Genomic DNA, 13,121 nt, shown 5'->3' with positions numbered 1-13,121 from the left:
GCCGCAGCCACACGCCGGGCTCGATGACTCGGCTTCCCCGCGCCCGCCGCTCACGTCACCTCGGCTCAGTTCGCGTGGAACCTCGCCGGCGCGTTCGTCGGGTTGCCGCCGGTGGGGAGGGCCTGCTTCGAGCAGGTGGAGAGGACCTTGACCATCGCGTCCTTCTCCGCCGACGTGACCCACAGCCCGTACTTCTTCTTCACGGCGACCTGCGCGGCGACATACGTGCAGCGGTACGCCTGGGGCGGCACCCAGGTCGCCGTGTCGCCGTCGCCCTTGCTGCGGTTGGGGCTGGCGCCGACGGTGAGGAGGTTGAGCGGGTCGTTGGCGAGAGCTATGCGCTTGCTGGCGTCCCAGTACTTGGCGCCCTTCTGCCAGGCGTCGGAGAGGGAGACCAGGTGGTCTATGTCGACGAGGCTGGCACCGCGCTTGTAGGTGACTTCCTTGCCGGAGTACGGATCGGATTCGAGGACGCCGTACGACACCTTGCAGTCGCCGCCGGTGAACTTCACCTGCTTCAGGTCCCGCTTGAGGATGTCGTCCCTGGTGTCGCAGCCGTTGGAGTCCGTGTCGGCCCAGGCGCTGCCGAACCGCTCACGGGAGTAACCCGTCTTCGGCGCCCGCCCCTTGACGGGCAGGGCCTGGGCGGCGGTCAGTGCCGCGCCGCCTCCTGATCCCCCGCCGGCTGTCGCCTCGGGTCCGGAGTCGCCCGTTCCCGTGGTGTCCGTCTTGCATCCGGCGACGGACAACATGACCAGGGCGGCGATCGCCGCCCCACCCCTCAGACGCATCACGTGCGCCCCTCCCCTTGCTCACCCGGCCCCGCCCCTGCAGGGGCGGATATTGCCTGGTCCCACGGTAGCGGCGGACGCGTCACGGGCATACGGGACCTCTCCCCGTACGGCACGCAACTCGCCTGTATCGCGGTGGTGGAACAGGCCGAAGTACCGGCTTCCCTCACCCCCTCTCCTTACTCCCCCTGCTCCGGCACCGAATATGACGCCCCCTCACTCTCGGGCCTTGCCGGCTCACACCCTGCCGATGCCCAGCGTCGACTCCGAGGGCAGCAGCCCGGAGCCCAGGACGGCGATCCAGAACTCCCCCAGCAGGTCGGTGAGTCGGCCGGTGTCGGTCCGGCCGAGCGACTCCCAGGGCGCGGCGGCCAGTCGGTCGGTGCGGTGCTCGACCTCCTGCCGCAGTTCGCGGCCCGCCCGCGTCGCCGTACCCCTGTCGTCTATGACGCCTCGGGCGACCAGCCGTCCGCGTGCCGCCGTCCATTCGTCCCGGCTCCACCCCCGGCTCTCGAAGCGCTCGACGGAGGCGGCGCCGATCGCGGCGAAGGAGACCAGCGACTCGACCGGGTCGAGGCCGGCGGCGAGGAGGGCGACGAGGTGGCCGTCGCCCCGGTGTTCGCGCAGGATCGTCGCCGCCTGCCAGAGCTGGAGGTGGGGTTCCTCCGGCCAGGGCAGCTCGGCGTTGGCCGCGGCGAGGGGGCGGCCCTCCAGGTCGGCCGCCTCGGCGGCGCGGCGGGCCAGGGCCGCGGCCTCCGCCAGCTCGGGGCTGTCGACGCGGTCGCCGAATATCGCGCGGTAGGCCCGGTCCATTCCGCGCAGCCGCGCCCGCAGTACGGCCTCCGGGCTCGCGACGCTCCACGCCGTGTCCATGTGCTCGGCGACCATGCGGGGGCTGAAGCTGTAGAAGGCGGAGGTCACCCGCTCGCTGCCGACCGGGCCCAACGGGGCTGCGCGCAAAGGGAAGTAGCTCGGCCAGCGCTCCTCGGTGCCGTAGCCGAGGGCGGCGGCCTCCTCGAAGACCTCCGGCGCGTAATACACCACGGCGTGCAGGGGTTCGAGCAGATGCCAGAGCTGGCGCACGCGGCTCAGCTCCACGGTGACGGGGCTTTTCGTGGTCTCCGCTCCACGCACGCTGTCCGACATGACGTAACTCCTCGTCGCGTCCCGGTCGTTCCACAACTTGACACTGACAAGATTCCCTCACCGTTCCGAACTTGTCAATGCCTAGATTCGGCGTACGCTGCTGACCATGAGCACAGCCGAGCCCGCGAAGACGGACGGGACCGCCGAAACCACCGCCGCGACCACCGACACGAGCCCCGCGACCACCGGGGGTGCCAAGGCTTCGGGCGGCGCCAGGGCCTCCGGGAGCAGCCGCCCGTACCACCACGGCGATCTGCGACGCGCCATCCTCACCGCCGCGCTCGACGTCATCGCCGTCGACGGCCCGTCCGCGCTGAGCCTGCGGGATCTCGCCCGCCGTGCCGGTGTCTCGCACGCGGCGCCGGCGCATCACTTCAAGGACCGCACAGGCCTGTTGACGGCCATCGCGGCGGAGGGCTTCGGCCTGCTCGCGGGCGCGATCGGCGAGGCGGCGGACCTGAAGGACGCGGGCGTCCGCTACGTACGCTTCGCGCGCGAACACCCCGCCCATTTCCAGGTGATGTTCGCGCCCGAACTGCTCCGCGACGGCGACCTCGAACTCACCACGGCCCGTGCCCTCGCCGCCGACGCGCTGAGCCACGCCGTCTCCGCCGTACCCCGCGAGGGCCGCGGCCCCGACGCCCGCCTCGCCGGTGTCGCCGCCTGGTCCCTGGCCCACGGCTTCGCGACGCTGCTGCTCGGCCGCAACCTGGACGGCGCGGTGAGCGAGCAGGACCCGGAGGAGGTGTTCCGGGCCCTGGCCTCGATGCTGTTCCAGGCTCCGGCGTAGTGACGTGACGGAGGTCTTCGGCGGACGCCCTCCGACTCCGGTACCGGGCCGTGGAATCCCCAGGTTTCCCGGAACCCTGGAACCCTCAGAGTCCCCGGACCCCCCAGGGTCCCCGGAACTCCCGGAATCCCCCTGGCCTCACTCCCCCAAGCCTCACGACCCCAGGATCGAAGCCAGGAACTCCCCCACCCACCCGAGCAACTCCCGCCCGACCAAAGGCTTTCCGCCCACCTTCGCCGTCTTCGGGCGCGGTACCAGCACCTGGTGGGCGGCCTGCTTGATGACGCTGCCCGGGTAGAGCCGCTTGAGGCGCAGTTCCTGGGACTCCCTCAACTCCACCGGTGCGAAGCGAATGTTGGTGCCCTGGAGGACGATGTCGCCGACGCCGCACGCGCGCGCGAGCATGCGCAGGCCGGCCACCAGCAGCAGGTTCTCCACCGGCTCGGGCAACTTGCCGTAGCGGTCGACGAGTTCCTCGCGTACGGCCTTGATGTCCTCCTCCGTGGTGGCGGAGGCGATGGACCGGTAGGCCTGGAGGCGCAGGCGCTCGCCGGGGGCGTAGTCGTGCGGGACGTGCGCGTCGACCGGGAGCTCGATCTTGACCTCCAGGGGCGGTTCCTCCTCGACTCCGCCCTCCAGGGAGGCGCGGTAGTCCGCGACGGCCTCGCCGACCATGCGGACGTACAGGTCGAAGCCGACGCCCGCGATGTGCCCGGACTGTTCCCCGCCCAGGAGGTTTCCGGCTCCGCGGATCTCCAGGTCCTTCATCGCCACGTACATGCCCGCGCCCATCTCGGTGTGCTGGGCGATGGTGGCGAGGCGTTCGTGGGCGGTCTCCGTCAGCGGCTTCTCCGGGGGGTACAGGAAGTACGCGTAGCCGCGCTCGCGACCGCGCCCCACCCGGCCGCGCAGCTGGTGGAGCTGCGACAGGCCGAAGTTGTCGCCTCGTTCCACGATCAGCGTGTTCGCGTTGGAGATGTCGATGCCCGACTCGACGATCGTCGTCGACACCAGGACGTCGAACTTCTTCTCCCAGAAGTCGACGACGACCTGCTCCAGCGCCTGTTCCGACATCTGCCCGTGGGCGGTCGCGATGCGTGCCTCCGGGACGATCTCGCGGAGCCGGGCCGCCGCGCGGTCGATCGACTCGACGCGGTTGTGGATGTAGAAGACCTGGCCCTCGCGCAGGAGTTCGCGGCGGATCGCGGCGCCGATCTGCTTCTCCTCGTAGGGGCCGACGAACGTCAGCACCGGGTGACGCTCCTCCGGGGGCGTCGTGATCGTCGACATCTCGCGGATACCGGTGACCGCCATCTCCAGGGTTCTGGGAATCGGGGTGGCGGACATCGTCAGGACGTCGACGTTGGCGCGGAGCTTCTTCAGCTGCTCCTTGTGCTCGACGCCGAAGCGCTGTTCCTCGTCGACGATGACCAGGCCGAGATCCTTGAACTTGGTCTCGGAGGAGAACAGGCGGTGGGTGCCGATGACGACGTCCACGGAGCCCTCGCGCAGGCCCTCCAGGGTGGCCTTCGACTCCGTGTCGGTCTGGAAGCGGCTCAACGCCTTCACGTTGACCGGGAACTGCGAGTACCGCTCGCTGAACGTCCCGAAGTGCTGCTGCACGAGGAGGGTGGTCGGGACGAGGACGGCGACCTGCTTGCCGTCCTGGACGGCCTTGAAGGCGGCGCGGACCGCGATCTCGGTCTTGCCGTAGCCGACGTCGCCGCAGATCAGGCGGTCCATCGGAACCGACTTCTCCATGTCGTCCTTGACCTCGGCGATGGTCGTCAGCTGGTCGGGCGTCTCCACGTACGGGAAGGCGTCCTCCAGCTCGCGCTGCCAGGGCGTGTCCGGGCCGAAGGTGTGGCCCGGGGCGGCCATGCGGGCGCTGTACAGCTTGATGAGGTCGGCCGCGATCTCCTTGACGGCCTTCTTGGCGCGCGCCTTGGTCTTCGTCCAGTCGGCGCCGCCCAGGCGGTGCAGGGTGGGTGACTCGCCGCCGACGTACTTGGTGATCTGCTCCAGCTGGTCGGTCGGGATGTACAGCCGGTCGCCGGGCTGGCCGCGCTTGGCGGGCGCGTACTCGACGACCAGGTACTCGCGCGTGGCGCCCTGCACCGTGCGCTGCACCATCTCGATGTAGCGGCCCACGCCGTGCTGTTCGTGGACGATGTAGTCGCCCGGCTCCAGGGTGAGCGGGTCGATGGTCTTGCGGCGGCGGGCCGGCATCCGGGCGCCGTCCTTGCCGGCGGCCTTCTGCCCGGAGAGGTCGGTCTCGGTGAGGACGGCGAGCTTGAGCGCGGTGTCGACGAAGCCGTAGTCGATCGAACCGGTGGCCACGTGCACCACGGAGGGGGCGATCTCCCCCAGCTCGGTCTCCAGGCGGGCCGGGACGCCTTCGCCGCCGAGGACCTCGACGGTGCGGGCGGCGGGGCCGTGGGCCTCGGTGACGAAGACCGTGCGCCAGCCGTCGGCGAGCCAGCCCTTGGTGTCGGCGAGGGCCTTCGCGGTGTCGCCGCGGTACGTCTCGGGGGCGTGCATTCCGAGCTTCAGGGTGTCCCCGGCAGCGTCGGCGGCGAAGATGTCCGTGAGTTCTTCGTCGGCGGCGAACGGCGACACCGACCACCACATCATGTCGAGCTCGCGTGCCCGGTTCCGTACGTCCGCGATGGCCCACAGGGAGGCCGCGTCCACGTCGATGGGTGCCTCGCCGCCGCCCGCGGTGGCCGCCCAGGAGGCCTGGAGGAACTCCTGCGAGGTGGCGACGAGGTCGGCCGCACGCGTGCGTACCCGCTCCGGGTCGCACACGACGGCCATCGCGCCCTTGGGGAGCACGTCCAGCAGCAGTTCCATGTCGTCGACGAGCACCGGAGCCAGCGACTCCATGCCCTCCACGGCGATGCCCTCGGCGATCTTGCCGAGCAGCTCGCCCAGTTCGGGGTGCTGTTCGGCGAGGGCACGCGCACGCGTGCGGACGTCTTCCGTCAACAGGAGTTCACGGCAGGGGGGTGCCCACAGGCCGTGTTCGGCGACTTCCAGGGAGCGCTGGTCGGCGACCTTGAAGTAGCGGATCTCCTCGACGTCGTCGCCCCAGAACTCGATGCGCAGGGGGTGTTCCTCGGTGGGCGGGAACACGTCCAGGATGCCGCCTCGTACGGCGAACTCGCCGCGCTTCTCGACGAGCTCCACGCGTGCGTACGCGGCGGCGCCGAGGGCGTCCACGACCGCGTTCAGGTCGGCGGTCAGGCCGGTCCTCAGGGCGACCGGCTCCAGGTCTCCGAGCCCCTTGACCTGCGGCTGCAGTACGGACCGGATGGGCGCGACGACGACGGAGACCGGGCCGGTCTCCGGGTCGTCCTGCCGGGGGTGGGCCAGGCGGCGCAGGACGGCGAGGCGGCGGCCCACGGTGTCGCTGCGCGGGCTGAGCCGCTCGTGCGGGAGGGTCTCCCAAGACGGGTAGTCCACGACTCCGTCCGGCGGGAGCAGTGAGCGCAGGGCCGCGGCCAGGTCCTCGGCCTCCCGGCCGGTGGCGGTCACGGCGAGGACCGTGCGGCCGGTCTCGCGGGCCAGTGCCGCGACGGCGAAGGGGCGGGTCGCCGGGGGGCCGACCAGGTCGATGTGCATGCGGTTGCCGTCGGCCGCCGCCTTGGTGGCTTCCGCGAGGGCGGGGTCCTTGACTACGGCGTCGAGCAGACCGTGCAGGCTCATGGAGGGCTTTCCGTCTGGGGGGTGGGCAACACGAAGGGCCCGACGCGAGTGGTGGGCCGGGGGGTATCCAGCGTACGTCGGTGCGCCGACCGGCGCCGGGGCTGTGGACAACCGCGCTTTTCTCAGGAAACGAACCCCACGACAAAAACAGGCCCGGCGCCGAGAAGTCCCCCGTGACTTCTCGGTGCCGGGCCTGCCCCCGTTGGGCGGTGGCTTGGTGGGCTACTCGGTGGCGATGGCGTTGAGGACGTTCATCCGGCCCGCCCGGAAGGCCGGGATCAGGGCGGCGAACAGGCCCACGAAGGCGGAGCCGACGAAGACCGCGATGATCGTGCCCCAGGGGATCTCCAGGACCTTCAGGCCTTCCAGGGCGAGGAGCTGCTGGGCGGTGGCGCCCCAGCCCATCCCCAGGCCGAGGCCGAGCAGCGCTCCGAAGAGGGCGATCACGACCGACTCCATGCGGATCATCCGGCGGAGCTGGCGGCGGGACATGCCGATCGCCCTCATGAGGCCGATCTCGCGGGTCCGCTCGACGACCGAGAGGGCCAGTGTGTTCACGACACCCAGGACCGCGACGATGATCGCGAGGGCGAGCAGGCCGTAGACCATGTTCAGGAGCTGGCCGATCTGGTCCTTGAGTTCCTGCTTGTAGTCGGTCTGGTCGCGCACCTGGTACTGCGGGTACGGGGCCATGGCCTTCTTCAGGGCCGCGTAGGCCTGCTTCTCCTGGCCGTCCTTGGCCTTGGCGAACATGATCTCGTTCGGCGGGATCTTGCTCGCCGGGACGTACTTCTGCATGGTGGCGATGCTGGTGTACCGCGCGCCCTGGTCGATGGCGACGTCGTCGTCCGTGATCGCGGCGACCTTGAGCTTCGCCGTGTCGCCGCCCTTGAAGGCGACGCTGATCGTGTCCCCGAGGTGCACGCCGTGCTTCTTGGCGTACTTGGAGCCGACCGACATCGCGTTGGTGCCGTAGGCGGCGGACAGGTCGCCGGCCGTGGTGGCGCGGCGCAGGTCCTGGGCGTAGGACGGGTCGGCGGCGGTGAGGCCGTCGGTGTCCTTCTGGCCGTCGGGCGAGGTGAGGGTGGCGTCGAGGACCTTGTAGCGGGTGACGTGAACGAGGTCGGGCGAGTGTTCCATCGCCTTCTCGGCCTGCGGCACGATCCGCTGGTTGCCCTGGACGATGAAGTCGGCGCCGACGGACTTGTCGAGTTCGCTGGTGGCGGAGGCGACCATCGAGGAGCCGACCACCGAGAGGCAGGCGACCAGCGCGAGGCCGATCATCAGGGCCGCGCCGGTGGCGCCGGTGCGCCGGGGGTTGCGGAGCGCGTTGCGTTCGGCGAGGCGCCCCACCGGTCCGAAGGCCCGCAGGAGGACCAGGCTGATCACCCGGACGACTCCGTTGGCGAGGACCGGGCCGATGATGACGAAGCCGATCAGCGAGAGCACGACGCCCGCGCCGAGGACCAGGGAGCCGTCGGTCGCCTTCTTGGCGGTGGCCGCCGCGACCAGCGAGGCGACACCGGCGCCGGTCAGGACGAGGCCGATCAGTCCGCGCACCCAGCCGGCCTTGCCGTCGGCCGGGGTTCCGGCGTCGCGCAGCGCGGCCATCGGGGAGACCTTGCCGGCCCGGCGGGCCGGGAGGTAGGCGGCGAGGACGGTGACGATCACGCCGAGGAGCAGGCCGAGCACCGGGGTGGTCCACTTGACCGTCAGGTCCCGGGTCGACAGGTCCATGCCCGCCGCGCTCATCAGCTTCATGAGGCCTACGGCGATGCCGACCCCGGCGCCGACGCCGAGGATCGAGCCGACGATCCCGAGCAGGGTCGCCTCGACCAGCACCGAGCGGTTGACCTGCTTGCGGGAGGAGCCGATCGCCCTCATCAGGCCGATTTCGCGGGTCCGTTGGGCGACCAGCATGGAGAAGGTGTTGATGATCAGGAAGATGCCGACCAGGAACGCGATCCCGGCGAAGCCGAGCATGGCGTACTTGATGACGTTCATGAACTGGCCGACGCCCTTGCGGTTCTCGTCGGCGTTCTCCTTGGCCGTCTGGATCTTGTACGTTCCCGGCGAGGCGAGGGTCTGTGCCACGTTCTGCTTGAGCCGGGCGTCCGTCACACCGTTCGCGGCGGTGACGCCGATCTGCGTGAACCGGCCGGTGGCGCCGAGGAGTTGGCGCTGCGCGGTGGCGGTGTCGAAGTAGACGACGGCCGCGCCGGGGTTGGTCACCTTGAAGGTGGCGATGCCGACGATCCGCGCGGTGAAGTCACCGGTCTGGGAGATGGTGCGCAGCGAGTCGCCCATTGTGAGGTGGTGCTTGTCGGCGGTGTCGGCGTCGACCATCACCTCGGTCGGGCCGCGCGGGGCGTGGCCGGAGGTGATCTCCATCGAACGCAGGTCGTTCTTCGTCCAGTTGCCCGCGATGGTGGGCGCGCCGGTCGAGGAGCCCATGTTCTTGTTGGCGCTGTCGACGACGGTCACGTTCATCGAACTGACGCCGCCCTCGACGGACTTGACGCCCTGGGCCTTCGCCACCCGGGCGACTGTGGAGGCCGGCAGCGACTCGGGGAGTCCGTTCTGCGGGGTGCTGCCGTCGGACTTGGCGGCCTTCGGCATGACCGTCACGTCGGACGCGGTGGCCGCGAAGAGCTTGTCGAACGTCGTGTTCATCGTGTCGGTGAACACGAGCGTGCCGCAGACGAAGGCGACCGACAGCAGCACGGCGATCGCCGAGAGGGCCATCCGCCCTTTGTGCGCGAAGAAGTTGCGCATCGAGGTCTTGAGGACGGTCATGACGTACGCCCCCGCGCGTCGAAGTCCTTCATGCGGTCGAGGACGGCCTCCGCGGTGGGCTTGAACATCTCGTCGACGATCCGGCCGTCCGCGAGGTACAGGACGCGGTCCGCGTACGAGGCGGCCACCGGGTCGTGCGTGACCATCACGATGGTCTGGCCCAGGTCGTCGACGGAGCGGCGCAGGAAGCCCAGTACCTCGGCTCCGGCACGGGAGTCGAGGTTTCCGGTCGGCTCGTCACCGAAGATGATCTCGGGCCGGGCCGCCAACGCCCGTGCCACGGCGACGCGTTGCTGCTGACCGCCGGAGAGCTGGTTGGGCCGGTGCTTGAGCCGGCTGGAGAGTCCGACCGTCTCGACGACCTGCGCGAGCCAGCCCTTGTCGGGCTTGCGGCCGGCTATGTCCATCGGGAGGGTGATGTTCTCCAGCGCGTTCAGCGTCGGCAGCAGGTTGAAGGCCTGGAAGATGAACCCGATCCGGTCCCGCCGGAGTTGGGTGAGCTTCTTGTCCTTGAGGCCGGTGATCTCGGTCTCGTCCAGGTAGATCTGCCCGGACGTCACGGTGTCGAGTCCGGCGAGGCAGTGCATGAGTGTGGACTTGCCGGACCCCGAGGGGCCCATGATCGCGGTGAACTGACCGCGGGCGATGTCCACGTCGACATGGTCGAGGGCGACGACGCGGGTCTCCCCGGCTCCGTACGCCTTGACGACCTGCCGCGCTCGCGCGGCAACGGCCGTACGCCCTCCAGTACCCCCGTGCCTGGGAATGGTCACAGCCGATGTCACGGTATGTCTCCTAAGTCGGTCGGCGCAGGTGCGTGCCGGTGTCCGGTCGAGGTGTGCCAAGTAGTTACGACGATGATTCTGTCGGCGGGAGGGGGTCCGGCGCGCTGGTGCTCAGCGCAGTCTTTCCCGGGGGAAAACCCCACCCTCCTGGGTTCGGCCTGCCGCCCCCCAGCGGCATAAAGCCAGGTTAAGGACGGCCCTCCCCGCTTCTCCTCCTCCGCCGGTACGAACCGTCCCCAGGTCGTAGTACGGAGGAACCCCTAGGGGCTCTCCACCGTCGGGTGGAGCCGGTCTAGGGGGTCGTCCACCCGGTGACCCGCTCAGCCTCCGCCCTGCCGCGACGTGAGGGTCAAGTGGGAAGCTGGTGCGCGGCAGATAGATGCAAGGGGAAAGGATTCCTGTGGACCAGGGGGACAGCGACACCGAGATACGACCCGAGGCGGCCGAGCAGCCCACGCCGGCCCCTCCCGACCGGCGCCGGGGCCCCGTGGTCGCGGCCCTGATGCTCGCGATGGCCCTGGCCGCCCTCGACTCCACCATCGTCTCCACCGCCGTACCGCAGATCGTCGGCGACCTCGGCGGCTTCTCCGTCTTCTCCTGGCTGTTCTCCGGCTATCTGCTCGCCGTGACGGTCACGCTGCCCGTCTACGGCAAGCTCTCCGACACCTTCGGCCGCAAGCCGGTGCTGGTCGTCGGGGCGGCGGTCTTCCTCGCCGGTTCGCTGCTGTGCGCGGTGGCCTGGAACATGGGCGCGCTGATCGCGTTCCGCGTGGTGCAGGGCCTGGGCGGCGGGGCGCTGCAGGGTACCGTCCAGACGCTCGCGGCCGATCTGTACCCGCTGAAGGAGCGCCCGAAGATCCAGTCGAAGCTGTCCACCGTGTGGGCGGTGTCGGCGGTCGCGGGCCCGGGGGTGGGCGGGCTGCTCGCCGCGTACGCGGGCTGGCGCTGGATCTTCCTGGTCAACCTCCCGGTCGGGGCGGTCGCGCTGTGGCTGATCGTCCGCCACCTCCACGAACCGGAGCGCGCCCGCACCGCCCGTCCCCGCGTCGACTGGGCGGGCGCGCTGGCCGTGTTCGCCTGCGGAGGCGTCCTCATCACGGCCCTCGTGCAGGGCGGGGTCGCGTGGGACTGGCTGTCCGCGCCCTCGATCGCCCTGTTCGCCGCGGGACTCGGGCTGGCCGGGGTCGTGGTGCTGATCGAGCGCCGGGCGGCCGAGCCGATCATCCCGGGGTGGGTGTGGCGGCGCCGTACGATCGCGGCCGTCAACCTGGCGTTGGGCGCCCTGGGGTTGCTGATGGTGGCGCCGAGTGTGTTCCTGCCGACGTACGCGCAGTCGGTGCTCGGGCTCGCGCCCGTGGCGGCCGGATTCGTGCTGTCCGTATGGACGTTGAGCTGGCCGGTGTCGGCCGCGCTGAGCCAGCACGTGTACCGGCGGATCGGTTTCCGCAACACGGCGATGCTGGGGATCGGGGCGGCGGCGCTGATCCTGTTCGCGTTCCCGTTCCTGCCCTACCCGGGCGCGGCCTGGCAGCCGATGGTGCTGATGCTGCTGCTCGGCGCGGCCCTCGGCCTCTTCCAGCTCCCGTTGATCGTCGGGGTGCAGTCGACGGTCGAGTGGGAGGAACGGGGGGTGACGACCGCGTCCGTGCTGTTCTGCCGCCAGACCGGCCAGACGATCGGCGCGTCCGTGTTCGGGGCCGTCGCCAACGGCGTGCTGGCCTCCCGGCTGGGCGGTGCGAGCGACCTGGACTCGGTGACACGGGGCCTCGACGGCGGCGCGGTCCCCGAGGCGACCCGGCGGGCCGTCGCGGACGCGGTCCACGCGGTGTACGTCGGCGCCGGGTGCGCGGCGGCGGTGGCCTTCCTGGTGCTGCTGTTCCTGGCGCCCCGGCGCTTTCCGGTCCTCAAGGAGCAGTAGGCGGCGGGGAGTTCAGGAGACGGAGGCGGCGGGCGGGGTCCACCGGCGCGTGCGCGGGACCGAGTGCGGGACGCCGTAGTCCTTCTTGAGCTGTTCCGGGATGGCGTAGTGCATGACGCGACCGCGGGTCAGGGAGGACAGTTCCAGGACGGTGGTGAGGTGGCCGAGGCGGTCCAGCGCCCAGGCGCCGAGCGGGGAACGGTCCTCGATGGTCTCCAGCACGCCGAGGAGGTGGGGTACGGCCTTGACGAGCGTGTCCCACCGGGTGCGGGGCACCTGGAGCCAGTCGGCGCAGGTGTCGCCGACGAGATGGCGGATGAGGGCGGAGACGACCGGGTCGAAGAAGGTGCCGGGCACGACCTCCTCGTAGAGGTCGATGAGCTGGCGGGTCAGGACGGCGCCCTCCTCGGACGGGCCCATGTGCCGCAGCAGATAGAGGTCGAGGAACTGCCGCGCCTCCTCAAGGGACTTGGGTACGGCGTCCTGGTCGACGCCGAGCATCGCGCCGACCACGCGCCACGCGTAGTAGTAGGCCTCGGCGCCCTCCGTCGACATGTGGACGCCGAGGCGGTGCAGGCTGTCCAGGACGAGCATCGAGAAGAACATCTGCCCGCCGATCATGTCCTCCTGGCAGATCGGCGTCCCCGACCCGCCCGTGTCCCACTGGTCCTCGCGCAGGAGGTGGTGGCGGATCGCGGCGTGCAGGAGCCGGACCTTCTGCGCGGCGGGGATGAAGCGGCTGCCGGCCTCGAAGGCGTCGGGCCGCATCAGGTAGACGGTGAACTGCCCTGTCTCCGCCATGCGTTTGGACGGATACCGCAGCCCGTGGCTGGCCGACAGGAGTTTCGCGACCGGCGGGACGACGTAGCAGGCGGGCATCGCGGCGAAGGACAGGGCGGTGGAGATGTGCACGTTGTTGTCGATGAAGAACAGCCGGGCCCTCTCCATCTCGGCCCAGTCGACCCAACTCGGCGGTGTGCTGGTCGCGTTGAGGTACTCCAGGGCCACGGCGGGCAGGCCGTCGGGCAGCGGGGCGCCCGCCACGGAGACGTAGCGCATGAGGGTGTTGAACCGGCCCACCTCCCCGCGGTCGAACAGGGCGGCGACGGTCGCGTCGGCGAGTTCGTCACCGGCCCGGCGCAGGGCGTCCATCGAGGTCTCGGTGTACGTCACGGGGGCTCCTGGGA

General features: G+C 70.5%; 8 protein-coding genes. 2 read left to right on the top strand and 6 right to left on the bottom strand.

Going from position 1 to position 13,121, the window contains the following annotated elements; all coding sequences use genetic code 11:
• Positions 1-65 precede the first annotated feature (65 nt).
• Both ACIPTO_RS08070 and ACIPTO_RS08065 read right to left on the bottom strand, forming a co-directional pair.
• Positions 66-791, bottom strand: coding sequence for an HNH endonuclease family protein (locus ACIPTO_RS08070; protein ID WP_366317118.1), 726 nt, complete (start codon positions 789-791; stop codon positions 66-68).
• A 237-nt stretch (positions 792-1,028) separates the two neighbouring features.
• On the bottom strand, positions 1,029-1,937 hold the full coding sequence (locus ACIPTO_RS08065) for a hypothetical protein (RefSeq protein ID WP_401190185.1): 909 nt from the start codon (positions 1,935-1,937) through the stop codon (positions 1,029-1,031).
• A 106-nt stretch (positions 1,938-2,043) separates the two neighbouring features.
• Between ACIPTO_RS08065 and ACIPTO_RS08060 the strand changes: the two genes are divergently transcribed.
• On the top strand, positions 2,044-2,727 hold the full coding sequence (locus ACIPTO_RS08060) for a TetR/AcrR family transcriptional regulator (RefSeq protein WP_401190184.1): 684 nt from the start codon (positions 2,044-2,046) through the stop codon (positions 2,725-2,727).
• Positions 2,728-2,880: 153 nt separating this feature from the next.
• Here the strand turns inward: ACIPTO_RS08060 and mfd are convergent, their stop codons facing one another.
• The 3 genes from mfd to ACIPTO_RS08045 all read right to left on the bottom strand — a co-directional run bounded on the left by mfd (position 2,881) and on the right by ACIPTO_RS08045 (position 10,016).
• Positions 2,881-6,435 (bottom strand): transcription-repair coupling factor, encoded by a 3,555-nt coding sequence (gene mfd / locus ACIPTO_RS08055; RefSeq protein WP_401190183.1) that lies wholly within the window; start codon positions 6,433-6,435, stop codon positions 2,881-2,883.
• 222 nt (positions 6,436-6,657) lie between these two features.
• Complete coding sequence (locus tag ACIPTO_RS08050; RefSeq protein ID WP_401190182.1) at positions 6,658-9,231, bottom strand: ABC transporter permease; 2,574 nt, start codon at positions 9,229-9,231, stop codon at positions 6,658-6,660.
• Positions 9,228-10,016, bottom strand: coding sequence for an ABC transporter ATP-binding protein (locus ACIPTO_RS08045; protein WP_366316611.1), 789 nt, complete (start codon positions 10,014-10,016; stop codon positions 9,228-9,230). The genes ACIPTO_RS08050 and ACIPTO_RS08045 overlap by 4 nt, the downstream gene beginning before the upstream one ends.
• A gap of 502 nt (positions 10,017-10,518) precedes the next feature.
• Here ACIPTO_RS08045 and ACIPTO_RS08040 point away from each other — a divergent pair.
• Positions 10,519-11,934 (top strand): MFS transporter, encoded by a 1,416-nt coding sequence (locus tag ACIPTO_RS08040; RefSeq protein ID WP_401190835.1) that lies wholly within the window; start codon positions 10,519-10,521, stop codon positions 11,932-11,934.
• Positions 11,935-11,946: 12 nt separating this feature from the next.
• Here the strand turns inward: ACIPTO_RS08040 and ACIPTO_RS08035 are convergent, their stop codons facing one another.
• Positions 11,947-13,107 (bottom strand): oxygenase MpaB family protein, encoded by a 1,161-nt coding sequence (locus tag ACIPTO_RS08035; protein ID WP_366316615.1) that lies wholly within the window; start codon positions 13,105-13,107, stop codon positions 11,947-11,949.
• Between the last annotated feature and the right edge of the window lie 14 nt (positions 13,108-13,121).

Origin of the sequence: Streptomyces sp. NPDC090083 (assembly GCF_044747445.1) — a bacterium.
Lineage (GTDB): Bacteria > Actinomycetota > Actinomycetes > Streptomycetales > Streptomycetaceae > Streptomyces.
The sequence above is the reverse complement of the archived record's forward strand: the minus strand, read 5'-3'. Positions and strand labels throughout refer to the sequence as shown.